The 25,950-nt window shown below is 68.6% G+C and carries 28 protein-coding genes; 19 read left to right on the forward strand and 9 right to left on the reverse strand.

From position 1 onward, the window contains the following. Window positions 1-62 precede the first annotated feature (62 nt). Both murJ and trpS read left to right on the forward strand, forming a co-directional pair. Window positions 63-1,628 carry a murein biosynthesis integral membrane protein MurJ gene (gene murJ / locus BRX43_RS02905; RefSeq protein ID WP_125993332.1) on the forward strand — a complete coding sequence of 522 codons (1,566 nt, stop codon included), beginning with the start codon at window positions 63-65 and terminating at the stop codon, window positions 1,626-1,628. A gap of 11 nt (window positions 1,629-1,639) precedes the next feature. Next, window positions 1,640-2,632: a tryptophan--tRNA ligase gene (gene trpS, locus BRX43_RS02910; RefSeq protein ID WP_125993333.1), complete on the forward strand. Its 993-nt coding sequence runs from the start codon at window positions 1,640-1,642 to the stop codon at window positions 2,630-2,632. Between the two features lie 197 nt (window positions 2,633-2,829). Here trpS and dnaA read toward each other — a convergent pair whose 3' ends face one another. From dnaA to mutM, 3 genes are all read right to left on the reverse strand, one after another. Then, window positions 2,830-4,542, reverse strand: a complete 1,713-nt coding sequence (gene dnaA / locus BRX43_RS02915) for a chromosomal replication initiator protein DnaA (protein WP_241214741.1) — start codon at window positions 4,540-4,542, stop codon at window positions 2,830-2,832. Between the two features lie 428 nt (window positions 4,543-4,970). Beyond that, window positions 4,971-5,234, reverse strand: coding sequence for a 30S ribosomal protein S20 (gene rpsT / locus BRX43_RS02920; RefSeq protein ID WP_125993334.1), 264 nt, complete (start codon window positions 5,232-5,234; stop codon window positions 4,971-4,973). 118 nt (window positions 5,235-5,352) lie between these two features. Further along, window positions 5,353-6,168, reverse strand: a complete 816-nt coding sequence (gene mutM / locus BRX43_RS02925) for a bifunctional DNA-formamidopyrimidine glycosylase/DNA-(apurinic or apyrimidinic site) lyase (RefSeq protein ID WP_125993335.1) — start codon at window positions 6,166-6,168, stop codon at window positions 5,353-5,355. A gap of 55 nt (window positions 6,169-6,223) precedes the next feature. Between mutM and BRX43_RS02930 the strand changes: the two genes are divergently transcribed. The 8 genes from BRX43_RS02930 to moeB all read left to right on the forward strand — a co-directional run bounded on the left by BRX43_RS02930 (window position 6,224) and on the right by moeB (window position 12,974). Further along, a complete protein-coding gene (locus BRX43_RS02930; protein ID WP_125993336.1) occupies window positions 6,224-6,955 on the forward strand; it encodes a class I SAM-dependent methyltransferase in 732 nt (243 codons plus the stop codon). A 7-nt stretch (window positions 6,956-6,962) separates the two neighbouring features. Beyond that, window positions 6,963-8,498, forward strand: coding sequence for a 2-polyprenylphenol 6-hydroxylase (gene ubiB / locus BRX43_RS02935; protein ID WP_125993337.1), 1,536 nt, complete (start codon window positions 6,963-6,965; stop codon window positions 8,496-8,498). Window positions 8,499-8,505: 7 nt separating this feature from the next. Next, a complete protein-coding gene (locus BRX43_RS02940) occupies window positions 8,506-9,600 on the forward strand; it encodes a hypothetical protein (protein WP_125993338.1) in 1,095 nt (364 codons plus the stop codon). Then, a complete protein-coding gene (gene coaBC, locus BRX43_RS02945) occupies window positions 9,597-10,790 on the forward strand; it encodes a bifunctional phosphopantothenoylcysteine decarboxylase/phosphopantothenate--cysteine ligase CoaBC (protein WP_125993339.1) in 1,194 nt (397 codons plus the stop codon). The genes BRX43_RS02940 and coaBC overlap by 4 nt, the downstream gene beginning before the upstream one ends. Beyond that, entirely contained in the window at window positions 10,787-11,257 is a 471-nt protein-coding gene (dut, locus tag BRX43_RS02950) for a dUTP diphosphatase (RefSeq protein WP_125993340.1), read from the forward strand. Before coaBC ends, dut begins: the two co-directional genes overlap by 4 nt. Further along, the gene (locus BRX43_RS02955; RefSeq protein WP_125993341.1) at window positions 11,251-11,625 is read left to right on the forward strand and encodes a hypothetical protein; all 375 of its coding nucleotides are present in this window, start codon (window positions 11,251-11,253) and stop codon (window positions 11,623-11,625) included. Before dut ends, BRX43_RS02955 begins: the two co-directional genes overlap by 7 nt. A 217-nt stretch (window positions 11,626-11,842) precedes the next feature. After that, window positions 11,843-12,088, forward strand: a complete 246-nt coding sequence (locus tag BRX43_RS02960) for a hypothetical protein (protein ID WP_241214726.1) — start codon at window positions 11,843-11,845, stop codon at window positions 12,086-12,088. 121 nt (window positions 12,089-12,209) lie between these two features. After that, window positions 12,210-12,974, forward strand: coding sequence for a molybdopterin-synthase adenylyltransferase MoeB (gene moeB / locus BRX43_RS02965; RefSeq protein ID WP_125993343.1), 765 nt, complete (start codon window positions 12,210-12,212; stop codon window positions 12,972-12,974). Here the strand turns inward: moeB and BRX43_RS02970 are convergent. Together BRX43_RS02970 and galU are read right to left on the reverse strand one after the other, a co-directional pair. After that, window positions 12,959-13,960, reverse strand: coding sequence for an NAD-dependent epimerase/dehydratase family protein (locus tag BRX43_RS02970; protein ID WP_125993344.1), 1,002 nt, complete (start codon window positions 13,958-13,960; stop codon window positions 12,959-12,961). The genes moeB and BRX43_RS02970 overlap by 16 nt on opposite strands. Then, complete coding sequence (gene galU / locus BRX43_RS02975; RefSeq protein ID WP_125993345.1) at window positions 13,957-14,817, reverse strand: UTP--glucose-1-phosphate uridylyltransferase GalU; 861 nt, start codon at window positions 14,815-14,817, stop codon at window positions 13,957-13,959. Before galU ends, BRX43_RS02970 begins: the two co-directional genes overlap by 4 nt. A 158-nt stretch (window positions 14,818-14,975) precedes the next feature. Here galU and wecB point away from each other — a divergent pair, with 158 nt between their 5' ends. Beyond that, window positions 14,976-16,094 (forward strand): UDP-N-acetylglucosamine 2-epimerase (non-hydrolyzing), encoded by a 1,119-nt coding sequence (gene wecB, locus BRX43_RS02980; protein ID WP_125993346.1) that lies wholly within the window; start codon window positions 14,976-14,978, stop codon window positions 16,092-16,094. Between the two features lie 54 nt (window positions 16,095-16,148). Beyond that, entirely contained in the window at window positions 16,149-16,907 is a 759-nt protein-coding gene (locus BRX43_RS02985) for a metallophosphoesterase family protein (RefSeq protein WP_125993347.1), read from the forward strand. 180 nt (window positions 16,908-17,087) lie between these two features. Here the strand turns inward: BRX43_RS02985 and BRX43_RS02990 are convergent, their stop codons facing one another. The 3 genes from BRX43_RS02990 to BRX43_RS03000 form a co-directional block, all read right to left on the reverse strand. Further along, on the reverse strand, window positions 17,088-17,660 hold the full coding sequence (locus BRX43_RS02990) for an FKBP-type peptidyl-prolyl cis-trans isomerase (RefSeq protein WP_125993348.1): 573 nt from the start codon (window positions 17,658-17,660) through the stop codon (window positions 17,088-17,090). A gap of 112 nt (window positions 17,661-17,772) precedes the next feature. Then, complete coding sequence (gene rpsU / locus BRX43_RS02995) at window positions 17,773-17,979, reverse strand: 30S ribosomal protein S21 (RefSeq protein WP_007404630.1); 207 nt, start codon at window positions 17,977-17,979, stop codon at window positions 17,773-17,775. 148 nt (window positions 17,980-18,127) lie between these two features. Next, entirely contained in the window at window positions 18,128-18,652 is a 525-nt protein-coding gene (locus BRX43_RS03000; RefSeq protein ID WP_125993349.1) for a ferritin-like domain-containing protein, read from the reverse strand. A 172-nt stretch (window positions 18,653-18,824) separates the two neighbouring features. Here BRX43_RS03000 and cysS point away from each other — a divergent pair, with 172 nt between their 5' ends. Then, window positions 18,825-20,252, forward strand: coding sequence for a cysteine--tRNA ligase (gene cysS / locus BRX43_RS03005; RefSeq protein ID WP_125993350.1), 1,428 nt, complete (start codon window positions 18,825-18,827; stop codon window positions 20,250-20,252). An 89-nt stretch (window positions 20,253-20,341) separates the two neighbouring features. After that, on the forward strand, window positions 20,342-20,488 hold the full coding sequence (locus BRX43_RS20160) for a hypothetical protein (protein WP_164523505.1): 147 nt from the start codon (window positions 20,342-20,344) through the stop codon (window positions 20,486-20,488). Window positions 20,489-20,495: 7 nt separating this feature from the next. On the opposite strand, the gene BRX43_RS03010 is transcribed toward BRX43_RS20160, so the two are convergent. Next, a complete protein-coding gene (locus BRX43_RS03010) occupies window positions 20,496-21,488 on the reverse strand; it encodes a M48 family metallopeptidase (protein WP_125993351.1) in 993 nt (330 codons plus the stop codon). A 93-nt stretch (window positions 21,489-21,581) separates the two neighbouring features. Here BRX43_RS03010 and rfbC point away from each other — a divergent pair, with 93 nt between their 5' ends. Genes rfbC through BRX43_RS03035 form a run of 5 tightly spaced genes read left to right on the forward strand, consistent with a single transcriptional unit; the run spans window position 21,582 to window position 25,908 of the window. Further along, window positions 21,582-22,148 carry a dTDP-4-dehydrorhamnose 3,5-epimerase gene (gene rfbC / locus BRX43_RS03015; RefSeq protein ID WP_125993352.1) on the forward strand — a complete coding sequence of 189 codons (567 nt, stop codon included), beginning with the start codon at window positions 21,582-21,584 and terminating at the stop codon, window positions 22,146-22,148. Window positions 22,149-22,161: 13 nt separating this feature from the next. Further along, window positions 22,162-23,217 (forward strand): dTDP-glucose 4,6-dehydratase, encoded by a 1,056-nt coding sequence (rfbB, locus tag BRX43_RS03020; protein WP_125993353.1) that lies wholly within the window; start codon window positions 22,162-22,164, stop codon window positions 23,215-23,217. Then, window positions 23,214-24,116, forward strand: coding sequence for a dTDP-4-dehydrorhamnose reductase (gene rfbD, locus BRX43_RS03025; RefSeq protein ID WP_125993354.1), 903 nt, complete (start codon window positions 23,214-23,216; stop codon window positions 24,114-24,116). The genes rfbB and rfbD overlap by 4 nt, the downstream gene beginning before the upstream one ends. After that, a complete protein-coding gene (rfbA, locus tag BRX43_RS03030) occupies window positions 24,113-24,979 on the forward strand; it encodes a glucose-1-phosphate thymidylyltransferase RfbA (RefSeq protein WP_125993355.1) in 867 nt (288 codons plus the stop codon). Before rfbD ends, rfbA begins: the two co-directional genes overlap by 4 nt. Continuing rightward, window positions 24,979-25,908: a hypothetical protein gene (locus BRX43_RS03035; RefSeq protein WP_206433079.1), complete on the forward strand. Its 930-nt coding sequence runs from the start codon at window positions 24,979-24,981 to the stop codon at window positions 25,906-25,908. The genes rfbA and BRX43_RS03035 overlap by 1 nt, the downstream gene beginning before the upstream one ends. Window positions 25,909-25,950 lie beyond the last annotated feature (42 nt).

Below are 25,950 nucleotides of genomic sequence, written 5' to 3' on the forward strand. Positions count from 1 at the left end.
TCGAACCACCGTCCCGGCCGTCGCGCCGGGGCGGTGATCCCTCCTGCCGGAACCCCAGGCCCGTGAATCTCACCAAAGCGCTCGGTTCGGTCGGAGGGCTGACGCTCGCCAGCCGCGTCCTGGGTCTCGTTCGCGACACGCTGTTCGCGCGCTTCGTCGGCGCCAGCTTCGCCTCCGACGCCTTCCTGATCGCATGGCGCCTGCCCAATCTGTTCCGCGCGCTGTTCGCGGAAGGGGCGTTCTCCGCCGCCTTCATCCCGATGTTCAACCACAAGGTCGCCGACCCCCAGGGGCGCGGCCTGCCCGACGGCGTCGCCTTTGCCGAGGATTCGCTGTCGGTGCTGCTGCCGGTGCTGATCGGCATGATGGCGCTGGTCGAGATCTTCGCCTGGCCGGTCACCTGGCTGCTGACGCTCGGCTTCCGCGACGCGACGCCGGAGCGGTTCGCCTTCGTCGTGATGCTGTGCCGGCTGACCTTTCCCTATCTGCTGCTCATCAGCATCGTGTCGCTGCTCGGCGGCATCCTCAATTCGCTGCACCGTTTCTGGGTCAATGCCGCCGCCCCCATCCTGCTCAACCTGACGCTGATCGCGGCGCTGCTGCTGTTCCACACCCCCGACCCGCTGCTGACCGCGCGCAACCAGGCGATCGCGGTGACGGTGTCGGGTGCGTTCCAGCTCGCCTGGCTGTGGTGGGCGTGCCGGCAGGCGGGGGTGCGGCTGCGCATCAAGCGGCCGACGCTGAACCCGGACGTGAAGCGGCTGATGGCGCTGATCTGGCCCGCCGCCGCCGGAGCCGGCGCGGTGCAGATCAACCTCGTCGTCTCCACCGCGCTCGCCGCGACGCTGCTGCCCGCCGGTTCGGTCAGCTATATCTATTATGCCGACCGGCTGAACCAGTTGCCGCTCGGCCTGATCGGCATCGGCCTCGGCACCGTGCTGCTGCCGACCATCTCGCGCCAATTGGGGCGCGGCGACGAAGCGGAGGCGATGGCGACCCAGAACCGGGGCATGGAGCTGGCGCTGTTCCTGACCCTGCCCGCCACCATCGCCCTGGTCGTCTGCGGCGTGCCGATCGTCGCGGCGCTGTTCCAGCATGGCAAGTTCGGCGCGATGGACAGCTTCTACTGCGCGCAGGCGCTCGCCGCCTTCTCGATCGGCCTGCCCTCCTACATCCTCGTCAAGGTGCTGACGCCCGGCTATTATGCCCGGGCCGACACGCGTACGCCGGTGCGCTATGCGACCATGTCGATGGCGGTGAACCTGCTGCTCAACCTCGCCTTCATCGTGCCGCTGCGCCATATGGGTCCGCCGCTGGCCACCGCGATCGCCAGCAGCGTCAACGTCTTCCTCCTCTATCGCACGTTGCGGCAGCGCGGCCAGTTCCTGCCCGATGCGCAGCTTCGCCGCCGCGCGCCGCGCCTGCTCGTCGCCGCCCTGCTGATGGGCGCGGCAATGTGGTGCCTGAACGACCTGTTCCAGCCCTATGTCACCGGCACCAGCCTAGCGCGCTGGACCGCGCTCGGCGTGCTGGTCGCGACCGGCCTCCTCGTCTATGCCGCCGCCACCATGCTCACCGGCGCGGTCCGTGTCGCGGACCTCAAGCGACTGGTGCGCCGCCCCGCCTGAAGGACATCACATTGCGCGTCGTCTCCGGAATCCAGCCCACCGGCAACCTCCATCTTGGCAATTACCTGGGCGCGATCAAGCAATGGGTCGCGATGCAGCATCAGGCGGAGTCGCTCTTCTTCCTCGCCGACCTGCACGCGCTGACCGTCGCGATCGACCCGAAGGAACTGGCCGCCAACACGATCGAGATGGCCGCGACCCTGGTCGCCTGCGGCGTCGATCCCGACACGGCGATCCTGTTCAACCAGGCGCGCGTCCCCGCCCATGCCGAGCTGTGCTGGCTGCTCCAGGGCACCGCGCGGATGGGCTGGCTCAACCGGATGACGCAGTGGAAGGACAAGGCGGGCAAGAATCGCGAGGGCGCGAGCGTCGGCCTGTTCACCTATCCGGTGCTCCAGGCCGCCGACGTGCTGCTCTACCAGGCGACGCATGTGCCGGTCGGCGACGACCAGCGCCAGCATCTGGAGCTGGCGCGCGATATCGCCACCAAGTTCAACCTCGACTTCGACGTGGCGCTGTTCACCCTGCCCGAACCCTATATCTCGCCCGCCGCGCCGCGGATCATGAGCCTGCGCGACGGCAGCGCCAAGATGTCCAAGTCGGACCCGTCCGAGGCATCGCGGATCGCGCTGATCGATTCGGACGACGTGATCGCGCAGAAGCTGCGCAAGGCGAAGACCGATGCCGAGCCGCTGCCGAGCGAAGCGGCCGGGCTGGCCGAGCGGCCCGAGGCGCGCAACCTGGTGACGATCTTCGCGGCACTGGCGGGGACCAGCGTCGATTCGGTGCTGGCCGACCATGCCGGCCAGGGCTTCGGCGCGTTCAAGCCTGCGCTCGCCGACCTCGCCATCGCGCAGCTCGCACCGATTCGCGACCGGCTGACCCGCCTGCTGGACGACCGGACCGCCGTCGCCGCGATCCTGGAGCGCGGTGCGGAACGAGCCCGGGCGCTGGCCGCGCCGACCCTGTTGCAGGCCCAGCGGGCGACCGGGCTACAGGTCTGAGAATCGGCCGGGCGTCTTCCGCGCGACCCGGCCGACTGTCCCCCTGGGCTCCCGCGTCCGCAGGAGCGCGGTGGTAGGCTGGCGGCTATAGTACCTAGACGCGGGCGACATCAATTCGACTCAAGCCGTCATTGCGAGCGTAGCGAAGCAATCCAGAGCGTCACGCGCGCCCGTGGATGGCTTTGCTGCGGCCGGGATCAGGCTTCCAGTTCGCGCAGCAGCACCCGCACCGCCGAATCGATCTCGCGGTCGGTATCGCGCAATTGCTCGATCTTGCGGACCGCATGGATCACGGTCGAATGGTCGCGCCCGCCGAACTTGCGGCCGATCTCGGGCAGCGAGCGGGTGGTCAGGCGCTTGGCGAGATACATGGCGATCTGGCGCGGCCGCGCCACCGACCGGCTGCGCCGCGCCGACACCATGTCGAGCGGCTTCAGGTCGAAGAACTGCGTCACCAGCTTCTGGATATCGTCGATCGTCACCCGCCGCTCGGCCCCGCGCAGCGTGTCGCCCAGCGTCTGCACCGCGAAGTCCATGTCGACCCGCTGGCCGGTCAGCTGCGCATAGGCGACCACCCGGTTCAGCGCGCCTTCCAGCTCGCGGATGTTGGTGTTGATCCGCGCCGCGATCAGCTCGATCACATCGACCGGCACGACCGCGTCCGGCAGGTCGGCCATCTTGCGGTCCAGGATCGCGCGCCGCAGCGCCAGGTTGGGCGCCTTGATGTCGGCGACCAGCCCGGCCGACAGCCGGCTGACGATTCGCGGCTCGATCGCGTCCAGCGCCTGCGGCGCCCGATCGGCGCAGATCACCAGCCGCTTGCCGTTCAGCACGATCTCGTTGATCGTGTGGAAGAACTCTTCCTGCGTCGATCCCTTGCCGGCGATGAACTGAAGATCGTCGATCATCAGCAGGTCCGCCGACCGCAGCCGCGCCTTGAACGCATGCGTGTCGCGCGCGCGCAGTGCGGAGACGAATTCGAACATGAACCGCTCGGCCGACATGTAGAGCACCTGCGCGCTCGGCACCGCCGCCTGATAGGCATGGCCGATCGCGTTCATCAGGTGCGTCTTGCCCTGTCCCGTGCCGCCATGGAGGAACAGCGGCGAGAAACGCGGCACGCCCGGCTCGGCGAGCGCACAGGCGGCGTTGAAGGCCACCATGTTCGACGAATCGACGACGAATCGGTTGAAGGTGAGGCGAGGGTCGAGCGCCGGCCGATCCATGGCGGCACGCGGCGCGATCAGCGGCTCGGGCGCGGGGATGGACACGCCGAACACCGGGCGCGGCGTCACCGGCGTCTCGTCCCGCGCCATCGGGGCGGGCACCGGCTGGGTCTCGGCCGGAATGGCGGTCGGGATCGCGGCCGGGGCCAGGGGCGGTGTCGGCTTCACCGTGGCGCGCTTCTTCGCCACGGACGCGGCGAGAGACGCCGGAGCCGCAACGACGGGCGCCGGAGCTACGGCGGCGGGTGCCGGAGCCGCCGGCGTCGCGATCCGGGGCATGACGGGGCGGGTGCTGGCGACGGTGCGGCGACGGGTCGGGACCAGCTGGCGCGCGCCGCTGGCGACGCGGTCACCCGCCGCGCACAGCGAGGCGACCTCGGCCAGCGGGATCGGCGGCGTCTGCGCCGTCACCACCACCGGCGGCGTGGTGCGCGGCCGAGTCTCGATCGACACGAGCCGCACGTCGGGCAGGACGCGCTGGAACTCCATCGCCAGCCGGTCGGCATAATGGCTCCGCACCCAGTTGGTGACGAAGGCGGAGGGCAAGGCCAGCCGGATCGATTCGGCATCGTCGCTGGGCACCAGCTCGATCGGCTTCAACCATTGCTCGAATACGCGGGGGCCCGCCGACTCGCGCAGCGAGGCACGGACCCGCGCCCAGGCCAGGGCCTGTTCGCTCGCCATGCCGGACTGCCTGTTCGTCACGCACATTTCTCCCATCGGCAAAGCACCCGTGCTTGCCGGTCCTCGAGTCAAAAAGTGTCAGCATCCCCCGTTGGGCGATCACGAATCGCCCAGCCCCAGTTCGCTGGTGATGTAGAATCGACGAAGGTCATCGTCGGTGTGGTCACGGGATATGAAGGACCGGGGGGTTCGATCAAGTCACGAAAGGGAAATATACGGGATTGACAGGCCACCGGCCGCAGAAACCCGTCGAAAATCTTCTAAGCCATTGAATCAACACAGATTTTTCTGCCACAGCCGAATCACTGGACACTCGAATCGTGGGGAATCCTCGGGTTTGAAAGCGGTGCGTTTTTGTTCCGGACGCGCACGAAAAAACCCGCCGGAGCCATGCTCCGACGGGCCAATTCGTTAACCCTTTGCTGGGTTCAGGCTAGCGTCGCGACCGCCTTGGTCAGGCGCGAGAACTTGCGGCTGGCGGTGTTCTTGTGAAGCACGCCCTTGGCCACGCCGCGCGCCAGCTCGGGCTGCGCCGCTGCCAGCGCCGCGGTCGCCGCCGGCTTGTCGCCCGATGCGAGCGCCGCCTCGACCTTCTTCACGAAGGTGCGGATACGGCTGACGCGAGCGCCGTTGATCTCGGCGCGGCGCTCGTTGCGGCGGATGCGCTTCTTGGCTTGCGGCGTGTTCGCCATTCTTGAACGTCCTCGACTTATAAACGGGAAAGGAGCGCGGAGACGACTCCACGCTCGGATTGGTCGCGGCCTTACCGATTTTGGGGCCGCTGGTCAACCGGAACCACCCCCGATTGGGTCAGCCGCGCTGGCAGCGCGGGCACCAGAAGGTCGAGCGTCCCGATTCGGTTCGCCGCCGCACCGGCCCGCCACAGGCACAGGGTTCGTCCTCGCGGCCATAGACCAGGAACTGCTTGGAAAAATAGCCAAGCTCGCCGTCCGGGGCGGCGAAGTCGCGCAAGGTCGATCCCCCCGCCGCGATCGCCGATTCGAGGACCTCCCGGATCGCCGTCACCAGCCGCTCGAGTCGCGGCAGCGCGATCCGCCCGGCCTCGCGCGACGGGGCGATTCGCGCCATGTGCAGCGCCTCGCATACATAGATGTTGCCGAGTCCCGCGACGATCCGCTGGTCGAGCAGCATCGCCTTGATCGGCGCCGACCGCCCCGCCAGCGCCCGCACCAGATAGTCGGCGCTGAGGTCCGGCCCCAGCGGCTCCGGCCCCATGGCGAGGAAGGCCGGATACGACTCGAGTTCGGCGGTCGGCAGCAGGTCGATGAAGCCGAATCGCCGGGGATCGTTCAGCGCCAGCCGCCGCCCCGCCTCCGTCTCGATCAGCAGATGGTCGTGCGCCAGCGACTCGGCCGGATCGACCCGCCATCGCCCAGACATGCCCAGGTGGAAGATCATCGTGTCGCCGCGATCGGTCTCGACCAGCCCATATTTGGCGCGCCGGCCGAGCGTGGTGACCACCGCCCCCTGCATCCGCTGGCGCAGGTCGAGGGGGATCGCCTTGCGCAGATCGGCGCGGCGCGGCTCGACCAGGCGCAGCCGCTGCCCGGCAAGGACGGGGGTGAGGCCACGCACGGTGGTCTCGACTTCGGGAAGTTCTGGCACGCCGATCAGCTAGGTAGCGTTTGCCCCTGCCACAAGCGCCCGCTAGGGCGGTGGCATGACCGATACAGTCTCCTTCGGCTACGAAGACGTCGCTCCCGAGGAAAAGACCCGCCGGGTCGGTGGCGTGTTCGCCAGCGTCGCGAAAAACTACGACCTGATGAACGATGCCATGTCGGGCGGCATGCATCGCCTGTGGAAGGATCGCTTCGTCCGCCGGGTGAAGCCGCGGCGCGGCGAGCAGATCCTCGACATGGCGGGTGGCACCGGCGACATCGCCTTCCGCCTGGCGGAAAGCGGCGCGTCGATCACCGTCGCCGACATCAATCCGGCGATGCTGGACGTCGGCATGGCGCGCGCGCAGAAGCGTGGCATCGACGGGCTGGTCTGGACCGAGGCGAATGCCGAGGTGCTGACCTTCCCCGACCGTTTCTTCGACGCCTATACGATCGCCTTCGGCATCCGGAACGTGACCGATATCCCCAAGGCCCTGCGTGAGGCGCATCGGGTGCTGCGACGCGGCGGGCGCTTCTTCTGCCTGGAATTCTCGACCGTCGAGTGGCCGGGCTTCGCCGACATCTACGACGCCTATTCGCATCGCCTGGTGCCCAAGCTGGGGCAGATGCTGGCGGGCGATGCCGACAGCTATAAATATCTGGTCGAATCGATCCGCCGCTTCCCGCCCATGCCGCGTTTCGAGGCGATGATCGGCGAGGCCGGCTTCGTGAACACGCGGGTCGAGCCGATCATGGGCGGCCTGGTCGCCATCCATTCCGGCTGGAAGATCTGACGCCCTCGTGACCTCTTCGATCGTCCATGGCTGGCGCGTCCTGAAATGGGGCCGGATCCTCGCGCGGCACGGTGCGCTGCGCGGGATCGAGCGCGACCCCAACACCCCCGCCCCCGTCCGCCGGCTGGCGCGGATCGCGCGGTTCGGCGCGCGCCTGCCCGCCCGGCCGCGCTATGCCGATGCGTTTCAGGACATCGGCCCGGCCGCGATCAAATTGGGCCAGACGCTCGCCACCCGCCCCGACCTGGTCGGGGAGGATGCGGCGCACGACCTGTTGCGGTTGCAGGACCAACTCCCTGCCGTCCCCTATGAGACGATCCACGCCGCGATCCGGACCGGCCTGGGCCGCGACCCGGCCACGCTGTTCGCGCGGATCGAGCAGACCCCGGTCGGCGCCGCCTCGATCGCGCAGGTCCACCGCGCCGTCACCACCGACGGGCGACAGGTCGCGGTCAAGGTGCTGCGCCCCGGCGTCGAGGAGGATTTCGCCCGCGCCATCGACACCTATCAATGGGCGGCGGCGCAGATCGAAAGCCTGAGCGTCGAGGCGCGCCGGCTGCGGCCGCGCCTGACGATCGAGAATTTCCGCCGCTGGACGCTGCGCGAGCTCAACTTCCGGCGCGAGGCGGCCTCCGCCTCCGAACTGGCCGAGGCGATGACGGCGGAGCCGGACTTCGTCGTCCCCGCCATCGACTGGCAGCGATCCACCGCCAAGGTGCTGACGGTCGAATGGATCGACGGCATCAAGCTGTCCGACCGGGCGGCGCTGGTCGCCGCCGGCTACGACCTGCCCCGGCTGGCCGAGACGCTCGTCCGCGCCTTCCTGCGCCAGGCGATCGCGGAGGGGTTCTTCCATGCCGACATGCACCAGGGCAATCTGTTCGCCCTGCCCGGCAATAAGATCGCCGCGATCGATTTCGGCATCATGGGCCGGATCGACCGGCGCGCGCGCGTCTGGCTGGCGGAAATCCTCTACGGGCTGATCACCGGCAACTACAAGCGCGTCGCGGAAATCCATTTCGAGGCGGGCTATGTCCCGGCCCATCACAATGTCGCCGAGTTCGCCACGGCGCTGCGCGCGGTGGGCGAGCCGATGCGCGGCCTGCCGGTCAAGGACATGTCGATCGGCATGATGCTCGACGGCCTGTTCTCGATCACCCGCGATTTCGACATGGTGACCCAGCCGCACCTGCTGCTGCTCCAGAAGACGATGGTGATGGTGGAGGGCGTGGCGACCAGCCTCGACCCCGACATCAACCTGTGGGAATCGGCCGCGCCCTTCGTGCGCGAATGGATCCGCACCGAATTGGGGCCGGAGGCGGCGATCGCCGACCGGCTGATCCTCGACCTGCGCACGCTGGCCGGCGTGCCCGAGCTGGTGCGGCGGATCGAGGCGCGGTTCCCCGCGCCCGGCGGCGAGCCCCCCGCGCCGCCCCTGCGCGAGATCGAGGTGGTGCGCATCGGCGGCGGCTGGCGCTATGCCATCACCGCCGCACTGGCGGCGGCGGCCGGGGTCGCCGCGACGCTGGCGGTGCTGCACTAGGACGGCGATGCGGCGCGCGGCTCCTCCGCTGCTCCTGTCGGGACCGACCCGTTATGCGGGTCTGGCGCAGCGACATGCGCAGGTCCTGCTGGCGCTGCTCGCCCTGGCGGCGCTGTTGCTGCTCGGCCGGCCGGGGATGGAACCGCCCCAGCCCGGCGATGACGGCGACGTCGCGCTGGCCTCCACCATCGTCGAGAATATCCGCTATGGCGGGGCCTACTACCCGGTCGCCGCCGACGCGCGGCGCGACGCCGGCCTGCCGCTCCGCCCCTTCACCCGTTTCGCGCTGCCGACGCTACCGATCGTCGCCGCCGCCGTGCCGCCGCGCCTGTTCGCGGCCATGCTGATGCTGCTGGCCGTGGCGGTGGGCGTGGCCGCCTGGATGCGGTTGCGTCCCTGGCTGGGCCGGCGCAGGGTGGCCGCACTGCTCCTGGTCGCGATGCTCATCGCCGGCCGGGCCCCCGCCGGCCCGATGGCGCTGGCGCTGCTGCCGGAGGTGTGGGCGGGCCTGCTCCTGGCCCTGGCCGTGCTGGTCCGTCGACATGGCCGCTGGATCGAGGCCAGCGCGCTTGCCCTCGCCGCCGCCTTGCTCTGCGAGACGGCCGCGCCCGCCTTGCTGCTGATGGCGGTGATGGCATGGCGCGACGGCGACCGGCGCGAGGCGATCGGCTGGGCGCTGGCGCTGGGGCTGTTCATGGTGGTGCTCGGCGTCCACGCGCAGGCGGTGGCGCGATTGCTGCGCGACTCCGACCTGGCGGCCACGGGCGGATGGAGCCATCCCGGCCCGGCCTATGCGATCCGGGCCTTGGCGCAGGCGATGGCGGCGACCGGCCTGCCGGGCGGACCGGCGGCGCTGCTGATGCTGCTCGCCATGTTCGGCTGGACGGCGCTCGCCGATCCCCTGGCCGAACGCATGGCGGCGATCCTCATCCTCTATGCGACGATGCTGGCCCTGACCGCGCGGATCGGGCAGGTCGAGGCGGCGGCGATCGCCGCGCCGCTGGCATTCGCCGGACTGGTCTTCGCGGTCGACGGCCTGCGCGACCTGGTGCTGGCGGCACTGGACGGACGGCGCATCACGGTGAAAAGGGTGGTCCGATGACACGCGTCCTGCTGATCGTCGGCGGTGGCATCGCCGCCTACAAGGCGTGCGAGCTGATCCGCCTGGTGCGCCGCGCCGGCCATGCCGTCCGGTGCGTGCTGACCGAGGGGGGCAGCCATTTCGTCACGCCGATGACGCTCGCCGCCCTGTCGGGCGATCAGGTCTATACCAGTCTTTGGAACCTGAAGGACGAGGCGGAGATGGGCCATATCCAGCTCAGCCGCGAGGCCGACCTGATCGTCGTCGCGCCCGCCACCGCCGACCTGATGGCGCGCATGGCCGCGGGGCAGGCAAATGATCTGGCGACGACCCTGTTGCTCGCCACCGACGCCCCGGTGCTGGCAGTGCCGGCGATGAACGTGCGAATGTGGCTGCATCCCGCCACGCAGCGCAACGTCGCCCGGTTGCGCGACGATGGCGTGACCGTGCTGGAACCCGATTCGGGCGACATGGCGTGCGGCGAATATGGCCCCGGCCGCCTGCCCGAGCCGGTGGCGATCCTGGCGGCGATCGAGGCGGCCCTGCGACCGCCCCCGTCCGGGGACGGGCCGCTTGCCGGTCGCCATGTCCTGGTCACCGCCGGTCCCACGCATGAGCCGATCGATCCGGTCCGCTACCTCGCCAACCGATCTTCGGGCAAACAGGGCTTCGCCATCGCCGGTGCGCTGGCCGGGCTGGGCGCGCGGGTGACGTTGGTCGCGGGGCCGGTGACGCTGCCGACGCCACCCGGCGTCGACCGGCACGATGTCGAGACCGCGCGCCAGATGGCCGATTCGGTCGCGGCGGCGCTGCCGGCGGATGCGGCGGTGATGGTCGCCGCGGTCGCCGACTGGCATGTCGCGCCGGCTCTGCAGAAGGTGAAGAAGGGCGCGACACCCCCCGCGCTGGAACTGCGCGAGAATCCCGACATCCTGGCGACGCTTTCGCACGCGCCGAATCGCCCGGCGCTGGTCGTCGGTTTCGCCGCGGAGACCGAATCGGTCGTCGACCACGCCCGCGCCAAGCTGGCCCGCAAGGGCTGCGACTGGATCGTCGCCAATGACGTGTCCGGCGACGTGATGGGCGGTGATTCGAATGCGGTGCATCTCGTGACCCCCGCCGGGGTCGAGGATTGGCCCCGCGCCGGCAAGGCGGAGGTCGCCCGTCGACTCGCATTCCGTATCGCCGAGCGGCTAAGGGAGGGATCATGACCGCCCCTGCCGTCCCCTCTGCCCCCTTGCCGATCGCCATCCGCCGGCTGCCCCATGGCGCCGGCCTGCCGCTGCCCGCCTATGCCACCGCCGGGGCAGCGGGCATGGACGTGGTCGCGGCCGAATCGCTGCTGCTCGCACCGGGCGGGCGCCACGCCGTCGCCACCGGTTTCGCGCTCGCCATTCCCGAGGGCTATGAGGTGCAGGTCCGCCCCCGCTCGGGCCTGGCGCTCAAGCATGGCATCACCTGCCTCAACACGCCGGGGACGATCGATTCGGATTATCGCGGCGAGGTGAAGGTGATTCTCGCCAATCTGGGCGACACGCCTTTCCCGATCGCGATCGGCGACCGGATCGCCCAGCTGGTGCCCGCCATCGTCCAACGCGCGACGCTGGTCGAATGCGACGCGCTGGACGAGACGGCACGGGGCGATGGCGGCTTCGGTTCGACCGGGCTGCGATGCTGACCGCCCTGCTCCTGGCGCAGGCGCTGGCGACGGGATCGCCGGTCGCACCACCACCGGACTGGGCCGCGCTCCCCGTCTTCCCGGTGGACATCGCCATGCCGGTCGAGGCGGTTGCCTATGTCCGGGCGCAGGTCCGCGACGGACATTGCTCGCGCACGCCGGCCACCGCCCGGACGCTGGCCGTGCCGGTCGCCATCCTGGTGGGGCCAGGAGGGACGGTCCGCCAGATCACTCCCCAGGCGATCGACTGCCCATCTGTCGAACAATATACGGTGGGCCTGCTGCTGTCGGCCACGCGTCGCTCGGCCGGCGCGCCGACATCTCCGTCACCCGGCTGGTACACGCTGACCCCCATCTATCGCTGGTGACGCGGGGCGGATCGCCTCGGAACAAAGGCGAGCCGACTTTTACCTGCAAATCCCGTCTTCCACTCGACAGGCTTGCTGGTCTACAGGGCAATGGCGGCCTGTGACCCTGTTGCAATGCCGCATCGGTCGCGGAAGTTCTCGTGGTCGAGGAAGCTTGTCGGTTGTTCTTCCACACATAATGTGGCAGGGCGTCTGACGAACACAAAGGGAGTTCAACATGCGTCTTGGGAAGTATCTCATGGCCGCCGCGGCCGCCACGATGGCGGTTGCTCCGGCCGTTGCCGCTCCGGCGAACCCGGCAGCGAGCCTGTCGGTGGCCAAGTCGGCTCGCGCCGCTTCGGTTTCCGGCAAGAAGAACGAGCTGGCCGGTGGCGGCGTGATCGTTGCCGTTCTGGCAGCGGCGGCTGTTGTCGCGGGCATCGTGATCGTTGCCGACAGCGACGACAACTCGGACAGCAACTGAGCCTAGGCTACAGTTTCGGAAAATAGCGGTCTTCGGGCCGCTATTTTTTTGCCTGTCGTCCGTCGCATCGCAAACATCCGCCGGCATTTGCGACCCGGCCTCAGAGGCGTATAGCCGAACCATGTTGTCCGACATGGAACTGCAACGCTACGCCCGCCACATCGTACTGCATGCGATCGGCGGCAGCGGGCAAATGACACTCCGCCAGGCGACCGTCGCCCTGGTCGGGGTCGGTGGCATCGGCTCCCCTGCCCTGCAATATCTCGCTGCGGCGGGCATTGGCCGGATCGTCGCGATCGACGACGACATCGTCGACCTGTCCAATCTCCAGCGCCAGACGATCTTCGCCACCGACGATCGCGGCTATGCCAAGGCGGCGGTCGGCGCGGCGCGCGCGCGCGCGATCAATCCGCATGTCGACGTGCTGCCGCGTCGCCTGCGCCTCGATACGACGAACGTCGCGGCGACGATCGCCGGGGCGGACGTGGTGCTGGACGGCTGCGACAATTTCGCCACCCGGCTGCTGGTCGCGGATGCCTGCCACGCGGCGCGCATCCCCCTGGTCTCCGCCGCGGTCGACCAGTTCGAGGGGCAACTCGCCACCTATCGCGGCTGGGAGGCGGAGCGCCCCTGCTATCGCTGCTTCGTCGGCGACTCACCGGAACGGCCGGGTCGCTCCTGCGCCGATGCCGGCATCCTGGGACCGGTGACCGGCGTGATCGGCAGCCTCGCCGCGCTGGAGGTGATTCGCGCCATCGTGCCCTTCGGCGACGATCCGGCGGGCAGCATCCTGCTCGCCGACCTGCTCAGCCTGCGCTTCCGCTCGCTCCGCCTGCCCAAGGATCCCGGTTGCACGACCTGTGGCGGCGTTCAGACGCCGGCATAATCCCGGTACCAGCGCACGAACTTCGGTACGCCGATATCGATACCGGTCGCCGGCGCGAAACCGAGATCGCGGGCGGCATCGGTGATGTCGGCATAGGTGGCGGGCACATCCCCCGGCTGCATCGGCTGAAGGTCGCGGATCGCCGGCACGCCGCACGCCGCCTCGACCAAGTCGATCAGCCGGCCGAGCGGCTCCGCCCGGTGATTGCCCAGATTGTAGAGCGCGTGGGGCGCGATCGAACCGCCTGGCTTGGCCACGCCGTCATCGGCGGGCGGGCGATCGAGCGCCGCCACCACGCCGGCGACGATATCGTCGATATAGGTGAAGTCGCGCCGCATCCGTCCGTCGTTGAAGACCCGGATCGGTCGGCCGGCCAGGATCGCCTGGGTGAACAGCCACACCGCCATGTCCGGCCGCCCCCAGGGGCCATAGACGGTGAAGAAGCGCAATCCCGTCGCCGGCAGCCGGTAGAGATGCGCATAGCTCTCCGTCATCAGCTCGTCCGCCTTCTTGGTCGCGGCATAGAGCGAGACGGGATGGTCGACCGCGTCCCCGACCCGGAAGGGCAGGCTGGTGTTGCCGCCGTAGACCGAGGAGGAGGAGGCGTAGACCAGATGCCGGACGGCGCGCTGCCGCCCCAGTTCCAGCATGGCCAGATGCCCGACCAGGTTGGCGCGGGCATAGGCCATGGGATGGTCGATCGAATAGCGTACGCCCGGCTGCGCGCCGAGATGCACGATCCGGTCGAACGCATGCCCGGCCAGCGCCGCGTCCAGCGCCCGGTCGTCGGCGAAGTCGACCGGCAGCATCGTGACCCGATCGCCATGCCGGGCGGCCAAGTCCGCGACCCGCGCCCGTTTCAGGCGCGGGTCGTAATAGGCGTTGAAATCATCGATCCCGATCACCCGGTCGCCACGCGCCGCCAGCCGATCGGCGACGTGATAGCCAATGAAGCCGGCCGCGCCGGTGATCAGGACGCGGCTCATCCCAGCAGCGTGCGGGCGAAATCGCGCAGCGCCGGACCGATCTCCGGACGCGCCAGCGCCAGCGCCAGATTGGCCTGCGCATAGCCCGTCTTGTCGCCGCAGTCATAGCGGGTGCCGTCGAAGGTGAAGCCGTGGAAGGGCTGGCGGCCGATCAGCTTGGCCATGGCGTCGGTCAGCTGGATCTCGCCCCCCGCGCCCGGCTCCTGCGCGTCGAGGATCTGCATCACCTCGGGCTGGAGGATGTAGCGGCCCGGAATCATCAGGTTGGACGGGGCCTTGCCCTTGGGCTTCTCGACCAGGGCGACCACTTCGGTCAGCCGGCCGTCGGTCTTGCCGGGCGAGATGATGCCGTATTTGTCGGTCTCGCTGTCCGGCACCTCCAGCGCGCCGATGACATTGCCGCCGACCTGCTCATAGGCGCCGACCATCTGCTTCAGGAAGCCGCCGACCATCAGTTCGTCGGGCAGCAGCACCGCGAAGGGTTCGTCGCCGACGATTTCGCGCGCGCACCACACCGCATGGCCCAGGCCCAGCGGCTCCTGCTGGCGGACATAGACGGGGCTGCCCGGCTGCTGCCGAATGCCCTCGATCAGCGCCATCGACTTGCCGCGGGCCTTCATCGTCGCTTCCAGTTCGTAGGAAACGTCGAAATGATCCTCCAGCGCGCCCTTGCCGCGGCCGGTCACGAAGATGATCTGATCGATCCCCGCCTCCAGTGCTTCCTCGACCGCATATTGGATCAGCGGCTTGTCGACGACGGTCAGCATCTCCTTGGGCATCGCCTTGGTGGCGGGCAGGAAGCGGGTGCCCAGGCCGGCGACCGGGAAAACCGCCTTTCGTACGCGCTTGATCGTCACTTCACGTCTCCAGAACGGGATGGGCAGGATAAGGCCGGTCGAACCGATGCGTCCCGCCATAAGCCAGGATTATACCGCCGCCTCTATCCGCCCCTCGCTTCCGCTGCAAACAAGTCATATTATTGATCCATGTTATCAATTGCTCCGGAATGGATGTGATGGCCTTGCGGAAACCATTGCTGGTGTTCGGCACCCGACCCGAGGCGATCAAGCTGTTCCCGGTCGCTCACGCCCTGGCGAACGCGCCAGGCGTCGCGTCGCGATGCTGCGTGACGGGACAGCATGGCGCGATGCTGGACCATATCCTCTCCCTCGTCGGGCTGGTGCCGGACATCCGCCTGTCGGTCGGCGCGCCCGGCCAGTCGCTCGACCGGCTGACGACGCGGCTGATCGAATCGGTCGGCGGCGTATTGGACGAGCTCGCGCCCGATCGGGTGGTCGTGCAGGGCGACACCAGCACCGCGATGGCGACCGCGCTCGCCGCGCATCACCGTCGCATCCCCATCGGCCATGTCGAGGCCGGGCTGCGATCGGGCGACCTCCACCAGCCCTGGCCCGAGGAAGGCCATCGCCGCATCATCGCGCAACTGGCCGATCGGCATTGGGCCCCGACCCGGGCCGCCGCAGAGGCGCTGAGGCGCAACGGCGTCGATCCCGCCACGATCCGGGTCACCGGGAATACCGTCATCGATGCGCTGCATTGGATGGCGGAGCGGCTGGCGACGAAGCCCGGCCTGGCCCATGGCCTGGACCCGGTGCTGGCGAGGATGGCGCGGCGGCGGATGATCCTGGTGACCATGCACCGGCGGGAGAATTGGGACGGCGGCCTGGTCCGCGTCGCGCGGGCGTTGCTGCGGATCGTCGCGCGCGGCGACGTGGGCGTGCTGCTGCCGCTCCATGCCAATCCCGCGATCCGCCTTGTGATCGACCCGATCCTGGCGGGGCATCCGGCGATCGTTACCGTGCCGGCGCTGGACTATCCCTGTTTCGTCCGGGCGATGCAGGCCTGCACCCTCGTGCTGACCGACTCGGGCGGGGTGCAGGAGGAAGCACCCGCACTCGGCAAGCCGGTGCTGGTCCTGCGGGACACCACCGAACGTCCGGAAGGCGTGGCGGCCGGCACCGCCCGGCTGGTCGGCACCGACCCCGACCGGATCGTGACGGAGGTCGCCCACCTTCTCGACGATCCCGCCGCCTATGCCGCGATGGCCCGCGCGCACAGTCCCTATGGCGACGGCCGGGCGGCGGCGCGAATCGCGGCGGACGTGGCGGCGTGATTGCCGCTCGACGCACAAGCGCCTATAGCCCCGCCTTTCCACGGCAAGCCGAGCATGTTCCGCAAGTTCCTCAACGCGCGTCGATCCACCACCCCGTCCTTCGCCCTGCCGCCGGGGGAGCGGGTCTATGCCATCGGCGACGTCCATGGCTGCCTGTCGCTGGTCGACACGCTCCTGGCGGCGATCGCCGCCGACCGGGCGACGCGTAAGCCGGCCGATACCACGCTGATCTTCCTGGGAGACCTGGTCGATCGCGGCCCCGAGTCGGCGGCCGTGCTGGAGCGGCTGCGACAGTTCGAGCAGCCCGATATGCGGCTCCGCATCCTCAAGGGCAATCATGAGGAGATCTTCGTCAAGGCGCTCGACGGCGACGACAAGGCCTTGCGCCTGTTCTGCCGGATCGGCGGGCGTGAGACGATCCAGAGCTATGGCATGAGCGAGGAGGAGTATAACCGCCTCGACTATGCCGAGCTGCTCGCGGCCATGCAGCGACTGGTCCCGGCCGCGCATCGCGACTTCGTCGATGGTTTCGAGGATATGATCGCGATCGGCGACTATCTCTTCGTCCATGCCGGCATCCGGCCGGAGGTCGCGCTGGAGGACCAGCGGCCCGCCGACCTGCGCTGGATACGCGATCCGTTCCTGGACTATCCCAGGCCGCTGGAGAAGATGATCGTCCATGGCCACACCGTCACCGAAGCGCCGGAGATGCGCGCGCACCGGATCGGCATCGACACCGGCGCCTATCAGTCGGGCGTGCTAACCGCGATCGGGCTGGAAGACGGTGAGCGCTGGGTACTCGACACGCGCTAAGGGGCGGGCGGCCGGATCGCCTCATCCTACGCTTGCGACCAGACGAACGGCGCGAGCAGGGATCGGCTTAGCGCCGTGCGCAGTCCTGGAGCGGGCACCCCAGCCTATCAATATCCCCAAACGAGAACGGGCGACCCGCAGGCCGCCCGTCTCATCATCATCGTCGCGGTTCGCCCCGGATCAGCGACCGCCGGGTGCTCCCGGCATCGCGCCGCCGGGCATCCCGCCCTGCTGCTGCATCTGTTGCATCATCTGCATCTGGCGGAGCTGCGCCTCGGGCAGGAAGTCGAGCAGGTCGATGTCGAACACCAGGGTCGAGTTGGGCGGGATCGGCCCAACCTGGCGCTCGCCATAGCCCAGCGACGGCTTGATCCAGACCCGGTACTTCGCCCCCTTGGGCATCAGCTTCAGCGCTTCGGAGAAGCCGGGCACCACGGAGCCGACGGGCATCGGCGTCGGTTGCTGCGACTTGTCGAAGGTCGTGCCGTCGAGCAGCTTGCCCTCATAGTTGATGAGCGCGACATCGGCGTCGGTCGGCTTGGCCGCGCCGGGCTTGCCCGGGGTCAGCACCTTGTACTGGAGACCGGATGCCGTCGTCACCACGCCGCGCGCACGGGCGTTGCGGGTGAGGAAATCGTCGCCCTGCACCGCCAGCGCCACCGCCGCGATCAGCGCGAGCGCGATCCCGACACACAGATACACGATGTAGCTGCGCTTGACCGGCTGCAACGGAACGGCGGTAACACTGGACATATCAGCAACTTCCCGGTCGCGGGGTCCGTCCGCCCGCAGGCGCCGGACCTCGCCGAATCATAGGCGTATCCGAAAACGACCGAACGGAAAGGCCCGCCCGGCCGGCAACCGATTACCGCGCGCCGTCACGCTCCGCGCGCTTGCGCTCCAGCTTGCGCGCGCGACGCACCGCCGCCGCACGCTCGCGTGCACGCTTTTCCGACGGCTTCTCATAGTGACGACGCAGCTTCATCTCGCGATACACGCCCTCGCGCTGCAGCTTCTTCTTGAGCGCGCGAAGGGCCTGGTCGACATTGTTGTCGCGAACGATGATCTGCATGGGAACCTATGAACTCCGGTCAATAACGAACGCGGCACGAACTCAGTTCGCGCCGTGGAATAGGCCCGCCTACCAATATGAGTCCCGTTTAGCAAGCCCGGAAGGGGTATCCGGCCGGGTTCTGGAGACGACCGGATGACCGCCAATATCACATCTTCGCTTGGGCCGCACCCTGTTCCGCATAAAGCGAAGCATAGCGGCGCGTCACCGCCGGCAGCGATTCGCCAATCCACTGCGCCATGCTCTCCTCTTCACGTAGCGACTGTTGGAGCAACCCGGTCGCCTGGGTGAAGCCGCCATCCTCCGCCAGCACCAGCGACGCGCGATAGGCCGCAATCTCGAAATGCTCGAAGGCGTAGTTGGCGAAGCTGTTCTTCAGGATCTCGTCGCCCGCGACGCTGTGCATCATCGCCGCCATGCCGCCCGACAGGCTGAGCGCCGCGTCCTTCAGGAACGAGCCGCCGGTATCGAGACCGGCGAGCAGTTCGTCGAGTCGCGCGATCTGCGCATGGGTCTCGTCGATATGGAGGCGCAGCCGGTCCGCGACCTCGGGATAATGTTCCAGCCGCGCAGCCTGCGGCGTGATGATCGACAGCGCCTGCTTCTCCACGGCGTGGAGGTTCATCAGCCCGGTGACGAACAGATGCTGGAGCGTGTCCCGATGCGTGGCCATGGGCGAACTTCTCCTGGTGGTTGCAAATCCTCGGTTCCGCCAGCGAACGCATGAATACCCAGCCAAGCCATTGCTTAATCACGCTTTTTCTACGCGATGCAGATCAAGCCGCCGCCACCCGGCGAACGCCCCCTTGGCGATTCGCCACCGGCGACGCTAAGGCGCACGGCCTATGACGCCGCTCACGCTCTTCAACAGCCTGTCGCGCTCGGCCGAGACCTTCGTGCCGATCGATCCCTCGAACGTGCGCGTCTATTCCTGCGGGCCGACCGTCTACAATTACGCCCATATCGGAAACCTGCGCGCCTATGTCTTCACCGACACGCTGTCGCGGGTGCTGACATGGAAGGGCTGGCGGTTGACCCATGTCATCAACATCACCGATGTCGGCCATCTGACCTCCGACGCCGATGCCGGCGACGACAAGATGGAGGCGGCAGCGAAGCGCGCCGGGCGCGATATCTGGGCGATCGCGGCCTATTATACGGACGTCTTCAAGCAGAATCTCGACGCCCTCCATATCCGGCCGCCGACGCATTTCCCGCTCGCCACCGATCATGTCGCGGAGATGATCGAATGGGGCCGGGCGATCGAGGCCAAGCATTGCTACCGCCTGCCGGACGGCCTGTATTTCGACGTGACGACCGTGCCCGATTACGGCCGCCTCGCCGGCCATGCGGTCGAGCAGCAGCCGGGCGAGAGCCGGATCGGCGAGGTGGCGGGCAAGCGCAACGCCGCCGACTTCGCGATCTGGCGCACCTCGGCGCCGGGCGAGAACCGGCAGATGGAATGGGATTCGCCCTGGGGACGCGGCGCGCCCGGCTGGCACCTGGAATGTTCGGTGATGAGCAAGCGCTATCTGGGCGCGCGCTTCGACATCCATACCGGCGGCATCGACCATCGCGAGATCCACCATCCCAACGAGATCGCGCAGAACCAGGCGCATGGCTGCACCGCCGATCCCGGCGCGGCCTATTGGCTGCACAACAACTGGCTGGTCGAGCGGGACGCCAAGATGTCCAAGTCGTCGGGCGACTTCACCCGGCTCCAGACGCTGGTCGATCGCGGCTATCACCCGCTCGCCTATCGCCTGATGTGCCTGCAGGCGCATTACCGGTCGGAAATGGAGTTTTCCTGGGACGGGCTGGCGGCGGCGCAGACGCGGCTGAAGCGCTGGGTCCAGGCGGTCGAGGGGCTGCGCGCCCGCCCCGCCACGCCGTCCAAGGGCGATGCCGACAGCTATGTCGCACAGCTCGACGCGGCAGTGTCCGACGACCTCAACACCGCGCGTGCGCTGCCGGTGCTCGACGCGATGCTCGGCGAAAAGCGGCTCGCCCCGCAGGACCGGATCGCGGCGCTGACGGCGTTCGATGCGGTGCTGGGGCTGGACCTGGCGCGCCTCACCCGCGCCGACCTGCGCGTGCGCCCGGCGACCGCGACGATCGAGGCGGACGCCATCGCCGCGCGGCTCGCCGAGCGGAAAGAGGCACGGGCGGCCAAGGACTTCGAGCGGTCGGACGCGATCCGCGACGCGCTGGTCACGGCCGGGGTCGAGGTGATGGACGGCGATCCGCTCGGTTGGGACTGGCGCCCGATCTGAAAACCAGGGCTTAGAACTAACCCGCGTTCATTGAATGTCACGCCGCGCGCCTGTAATTGGCGCGGGATTGAAACATGGTGGACCGACCGTTGGAATCTCGCGAACTCATTGCTTATGTCCTGCTCGCGGCGATTGTCCTGATCGGCGGCGTGATCTGGATCGTCACCGCGCGCAAGCGCGCCGCGCGCAAGCGGCGTCTGCGCGGGATCAAGGATTACAATAGCGGCCGCCGCTGATCCCGCCTCAGTTCAGCGGCGTGTCGCGGCTGTCGAGCAGGGGCGGCCGATAGACCGGGCCCGCATCCTTGGGGATGGCATCCAGCTCGGCCTGGATGAGCGTGGCGCGCGCACTGGATGATGGGTGCGTCCGGCTGCGGAACAGGCCGCCATCCACGTCGCCGCCATGCTCGCGCCAGAAGCGCGGCGCCGCCTCGGGATCATAGCCGGCATTGCGCATCAGCACCGCGCCAAGCCGGTCGGCCTCCTCCTCGGTCCGCCGGAACAGCCGGCCGTTGCGTCCCAATTCGGAGAACAGGCCCCATTTGACGCCCGCCGCCTCCAGCCGGGCGCGATGGCGCAGGATGGTGTGCGCCAGTTCGTGCGCGACGATCACCGCTACCTGCTCGTCGTCATAGCGTTCGAAGAAGCGCACGGCGACCTGCACCGTCCGCCCGTCCGAGGTGGCGGCCATGCCGGGGCCGAGCAGGACCTCGAATGCCGAGCGGCAGCCGGGGCTGGCCGGGATGGTCACCGTCCGGTCCGCGCCCTGGTGGCGGATGGTGACGGACAGGGCTTGGTCCGCGGGCTGCGCCGCGATCCGGGCGAGCGCGGCATCGCGGGTCGCGCTGCCCTGGCCCTTGCCCGGCCCGGATAGCGGCGCACCGGCGATCGCGACCAGCGCATCGTCCAGCGCGATGCCGGTGCGCGCAGCCGGCCCCTGTGCGACCACCGCCTCGACCGCGACGGGCGCGGCGAAACCGAACACCTTGCGCGCCGCCGGGCGGGTCGCAGCATCATATTGGTCCACGGCGTGCAGTGCCCAGCCCGGCGTCGGCTGGAGATCCCGGCAGAGCGGCGCATTGGCGGTGGTCAGTCGATAGGCGATCGTCGCCAATCGCAGGTCGACGCTCCGCAACGCCTCCAGACTCCCCTCCGACATCTGCGCGGCGGCGGGGACCGGTGACAGCAGCAAAGCGGCAGCGATCAGGAGCGAAGAGGCGACAGACGATCTTTCCATGATCAGGCCCCTACCGTGCCGAACCGGGGCAATCCATTGCCGCGATGCCGCAATACGTTGCCGTAACGACAGCAAGCCTCTATCCAGCGGCACATGAGTGAAAATCCCGTGCAGTTGATCGAACCCCGCCGCCACGGTGACGCCCGTGGGTGGTTCACCGAAGTCTATAGCGAAAAGACGTTCGACGCGCGCGGCATCACCTGTCGGTTCGTCCAAGACAATCATTCGCTGTCGGCCCCCGCCTTCACGCTGCGCGGCCTGCATTTCCAGACTCCGCCGCACGGTCAGGACAAGCTGGTCCGCTGCATCCGCGGCAGCATCTTCGACGTGGCGGTCGACGTGCGGCGCGATTCGCCCACCTATGGCCAGTGGGTCGGCGCGACGCTGTCGGCGGAGAACGGCCATCAGCTGTTCGTGCCGATCGGCTTCGCCCACGGCTTCCTGACGCTGGAGGCCGATTGCGAGGTCAGCTACAAGGTGTCCGACCTCTATGCGCCCGAATGCGACGGCGGCGTGCGCTGGGACAGCGTCGGCATCGACTGGCCGATGCCCGCCGATGCCCGGCCCGAACTGTCGCCCAAGGACGCAAAGCTGCCTTCGCTCGCCGATTTCGACAGCCCCTTTGCCTATGACGGCCGCCCCCTGCTGCCGCTCGCCTGAGGATCAACCACCCATGCGCATCTTCGTCACCGGCGGGGCCGGCTTCATCGGCTCGGCCCTGGTCCGCAATCTCATCGCCAACAGCGGGCATGAGGTGCTGAACTTCGACAAGCTGACCTATGCCGGCACGCTGACCACGGTCGACTCGGTATCTGATTCGCCACGCTATCGCTTCGTGCAGGGCGACATCTGCGACGCCGCCGCCGTCCGCGCCGCGATCGCCGAGTTCCGGCCCGACGTGATCACGCACCTGGCCGCCGAAAGCCATGTCGACCGCTCGATCGACGGTCCGGGCGCCTTCATCCAGACCAATATGGTCGGCACCTTCGTGATGCTGTCCGAGGCGCGCGCCTATTGGCTGGGGCTGGACGAGCAAGCCAAGGCCGCCTTCCGCTTCCACCATATCTCGACCGACGAGGTCTATGGCTCGCTGGGCGACGAAGGGTTGTTCACCGAAGAGACGCCCTATGACCCGCGCTCGCCCTATTCGGCGTCGAAGGCGGGGTCGGACCATCTGGTCAGCGCCTGGGGCCATACCTATGGCCTGCCGGTCCTGATCACCAACTGCTCGAACAACTACGGCCCCTATCACTTCCCCGAGAAGCTGATCCCGTTGATGATCGTGAAGGCGCTCGCGGGCGAGACCCTGCCCGTCTACGGCAAGGGCGCGAACGTCCGCGACTGGCTGTATGTCGAGGATCACGTCCGCGCGCTCCAGGCGGTGTTCGAGCGGGGCGCGGTCGGCCGCACCTATAATGTCGGCGGCAACAACGAGAAGAAGAACCTGGAGGTCGTCGAGACGGTCTGCACGATCCTCGACCGGCTGCGCCCGCGCGCCGATGGCCAGTCCTATGCCAGCCAGATCGGCTTCGTCGCCGACCGGCCGGGCCATGACGCGCGCTATGCGATCGACGCGACGCGCATCAAGGACGAGCTGGGCTGGGAGCCGCAGGAGACGTTCGAGACCGGCATCGAGAAGACGGTGCGCTGGTATCTGGACAATGAGGCCTGGTGGCAGGGCATCGTCAATGAGCGCCAAGCCGACCAGCGCCGCGGTCTGTCTGCATGAAGTCGGTTCTGGTCACCGGCGGGTCGGGCCAGCTCGGCACCGAACTGGCGCGCTTCGCCTGGCCCGAGGGTTGGGAGGCCGTAGCGCTGACCCGCGCCGATCTCGACCTGACCGACCCGGTCGCGATCGCCGCCAAGGTGGCGGAGCGTCCCTGGTCGGCGGTGATCAGCGCCGGTGCCTATACGGCGGTCGACAAGGCGGAGAGCGACAGCGTCACCGCCTGGCAGGTCAATGCGCTGGCGCCGGCGGCGCTGGCGGCGGCCTGCACGACGGCGGGCATCCCGATCGTCCATGTCTCGACCGATTACGTCTTCGCCGGCGACAAGCAGGGCGCGTGGGAGGTCGATGATCCGGTCGCCCCGCTCGGCGTCTATGGCGCGTCCAAGCTGGGCGGCGAGTTGGCGGTCCGCACCGGCTGCCGACGCCATGCGATCGTCCGCACCGCCTGGGTGGTGAGCGCGCACGGCAACAACTTCGTGAAGACCATGCTGCGCGTCGGCGCGGAGCGGCCGATGCTGCGCGTCGTCGCCGACCAGCAGGGCAGCCCGACCTCCGCCGCCGACCTCGCCGCCGCGCTCGCCGCGATGACGATGCGGCTGGTCGACGATCCGGCCGCTCCCACCGGCACCTATCACTTCTCCAATGCCGGCCCGACGAGCTGGCACGGCTTTGCCGAGGAGATTTTCCGTCAGGCGGCGACGCGCGGCGGACCGTCGCCGCAGGTGGAGGCGATCACCACCGCCGACTTCCCGACGCCGGCCGCGCGGCCGGCCAATTCGGTGCTCAGTCACCGCGCGATCGAGCAGGATTACGGCATCCACCCCCAGGGGTGGCAATCGGCGCTGGGCGACATTCTCGACCAGCTCCTGGGTTCCCCCAAGGTGGAGACGAAGGCGTGAAGGGCATCATTCTGGCGGGTGGCTCCGGCACCCGTCTCCATCCGGCGACGCTGGCGATCAACAAGCAGCTGCTCCCGGTCTATGACAAGCCGATGATCTATTATCCGTTGTCGGTGCTGATGCTGGCCGGCATCCGCGACATATTGATCATCTCCAGCCCCGAATATCTGGACAATTACAAGCGGATGTTCGGCGACGGCGGCAATTGGGGGCTGACGATCCAATATGCCGAGCAGCCCCGGCCCGAGGGCCTGGCGCAGGCCTTCACCATCGGCGCGGAGTTCATCGGCGACGACAATGTCGCGCTGGTGCTGGGCGACAACATCTTCTTCGGCGCGCACCTCACCACCCTGCTGGCGAGCGCGGTGGCGCGGACCGAGGGCGCGACGGTGTTCAGCTACCGCGTCGAGGACCCCGAGCGCTACGGCGTGGTCGAGCTGGCGGCGGACGGCAAGGCGATCAGCCTGGAAGAAAAGCCCACCGCGCCCAAGTCGAACCACGCGGTCACCGGCCTGTACTTCTACGACAATCGCGTCGTGCAGATGGCCCGCGACCTGAAGCCCAGCCCACGTGGCGAGCTGGAGATCACCGATCTCAACCGCCTCTACATGGAGGCGGGCGACCTGTATGTGGAGCAGATGGGCCGCGGCTATGCCTGGCTCGACACCGGCACCCACGACTCGCTGCTGGAAGCGTCGGAATTCGTCCGCACCATCCAGCATCGCCAGGGCATCCAGGTCGCGTGCCTGGAGGAAATCGCCTACGAACAGGGCTTCATCACCGCCGACCAGGCGCGCGAGGCCGGCGAGCGGCTGAAGAAGACCGCCTATGGCCGCGCGATCCTGATCGCCGTCAACGGATGATGCGGGATTCGGCCGGCGGGCGGGCGGACGGCTTGACGACGATCGTCACCCTGCCCGCCACGCCGACCGAGCCCAGCCGACCGATCGCGCGCCTGATCCCCTTCGCGCCCGATCGGATCGCGCCGGCCTTGCGCGCCCGGCGATTCGCCGCGTTCGTTCGCCGGGCGCGGCGTTTTCCCGATCACCGCCAGGTCTTCCTCCATCCGCGCCCCGGCCGGCGCTGGACCGTGCTGTTCTGCTACCAGCCCGAACCCGGCCCCATCGATCCCGGCCACCGCTTCACCATCGCCCGGCTGCAGGCGGAGGGGTTCGCGGTGCTGGTCGTCCTGGCCGCCCGCGATGCCGCGCAGGGCGATGCCTATGCCGCGCTCGGTCCCGATGGCCTGATCGTCAAGGGACTGAGCGGCTACGACTTTTCCGGCTACACGCTGGGGTTGCAGGCGCTGGTCGCCGCATTCGGCACCGTCGACGTGCTGGTGATGAACGACAGCGTGCTCGGCCCCTTCCACCCGCTGGTACCGCTGATCGACTCCGCGCCCTGGGCATTTACCGGCTTCCTGTCGAACAATGGCGTCGAGCCGCATTTCAACAGCTTCGCCTTCTTCATCCGGGGGGCCGACCGGCGCTTCCTGCGGCGGATGCGCAGCGTCTTCCTGGACCGCGTCGCCTTCGACGGGCAGAGCCCGGTCGCCTATCTGCAGGAAACGCGGATGGCGCGGGTCGCGGCGCGCCATTATTCCGCCGGCAGCCTGTTCGGCCCGGTGTCGCGCCAGGACATGACCTTCCACTATCTCGAGAATCCGGAAGGGCTGGTGGAGATCGGCTATCCTTTCCTGAAGAAGAGCATCTTCACCAAGTTCGCCGACACGTTCGACCAGCATCGCTATGCCATGCTGCTCGACCGGCTGGGCCACGATCCGCTGGCCTGAAACCGATTGCGACGGTGGCGCGTCGTGGCCGATGCGCCTAGG

This window comes from Sphingomonas sp. S-NIH.Pt15_0812 (assembly GCF_003951315.1).
In the GTDB taxonomy this organism is placed as follows: domain Bacteria; phylum Pseudomonadota; class Alphaproteobacteria; order Sphingomonadales; family Sphingomonadaceae; genus Sphingomonas.

Coding starts and splice junctions, on each gene's coding strand:
- wecB (WP_125993346.1), top strand. CDS start 14,976: ATGGCCTTGCGGAAACCATTGCTGGTGTTCGGCACCCGACCCGAGGCG.
- cysS (WP_125993350.1), top strand. CDS start 18,825: ATGACGCCGCTCACGCTCTTCAACAGCCTGTCGCGCTCGGCCGAGACC.
- BRX43_RS02985 (WP_125993347.1), top strand. CDS start 16,149: ATGTTCCGCAAGTTCCTCAACGCGCGTCGATCCACCACCCCGTCCTTC.
- BRX43_RS03010 (WP_125993351.1), bottom strand. CDS start 21,488: ATGGAAAGATCGTCTGTCGCCTCTTCGCTCCTGATCGCTGCCGCTTTG.
- BRX43_RS02960 (WP_241214726.1), top strand. CDS start 11,843: ATGCGTCTTGGGAAGTATCTCATGGCCGCCGCGGCCGCCACGATGGCG.
- BRX43_RS02970 (WP_125993344.1), bottom strand. CDS start 13,960: ATGAGCCGCGTCCTGATCACCGGCGCGGCCGGCTTCATTGGCTATCAC.
- BRX43_RS02955 (WP_125993341.1), top strand. CDS start 11,251: ATGCTGACCGCCCTGCTCCTGGCGCAGGCGCTGGCGACGGGATCGCCG.
- rfbD (WP_125993354.1), top strand. CDS start 23,214: ATGAAGTCGGTTCTGGTCACCGGCGGGTCGGGCCAGCTCGGCACCGAA.
- BRX43_RS02930 (WP_125993336.1), top strand. CDS start 6,224: ATGACCGATACAGTCTCCTTCGGCTACGAAGACGTCGCTCCCGAGGAA.
- moeB (WP_125993343.1), top strand. CDS start 12,210: ATGTTGTCCGACATGGAACTGCAACGCTACGCCCGCCACATCGTACTG.
- rfbC (WP_125993352.1), top strand. CDS start 21,582: ATGAGTGAAAATCCCGTGCAGTTGATCGAACCCCGCCGCCACGGTGAC.
- BRX43_RS02990 (WP_125993348.1), bottom strand. CDS start 17,660: ATGTCCAGTGTTACCGCCGTTCCGTTGCAGCCGGTCAAGCGCAGCTAC.
- rpsU (WP_007404630.1), bottom strand. CDS start 17,979: ATGCAGATCATCGTTCGCGACAACAATGTCGACCAGGCCCTTCGCGCG.
- BRX43_RS03035 (WP_206433079.1), top strand. CDS start 24,979: ATGCGGGATTCGGCCGGCGGGCGGGCGGACGGCTTGACGACGATCGTC.
- dut (WP_125993340.1), top strand. CDS start 10,787: ATGACCGCCCCTGCCGTCCCCTCTGCCCCCTTGCCGATCGCCATCCGC.
- rpsT (WP_125993334.1), bottom strand. CDS start 5,234: ATGGCGAACACGCCGCAAGCCAAGAAGCGCATCCGCCGCAACGAGCGC.
- BRX43_RS02940 (WP_125993338.1), top strand. CDS start 8,506: ATGCGGCGCGCGGCTCCTCCGCTGCTCCTGTCGGGACCGACCCGTTAT.
- BRX43_RS03000 (WP_125993349.1), bottom strand. CDS start 18,652: ATGGCCACGCATCGGGACACGCTCCAGCATCTGTTCGTCACCGGGCTG.
- dnaA (WP_241214741.1), bottom strand. CDS start 4,542: ATGGCGAGCGAACAGGCCCTGGCCTGGGCGCGGGTCCGTGCCTCGCTG.
- rfbB (WP_125993353.1), top strand. CDS start 22,162: ATGCGCATCTTCGTCACCGGCGGGGCCGGCTTCATCGGCTCGGCCCTG.
- coaBC (WP_125993339.1), top strand. CDS start 9,597: ATGACACGCGTCCTGCTGATCGTCGGCGGTGGCATCGCCGCCTACAAG.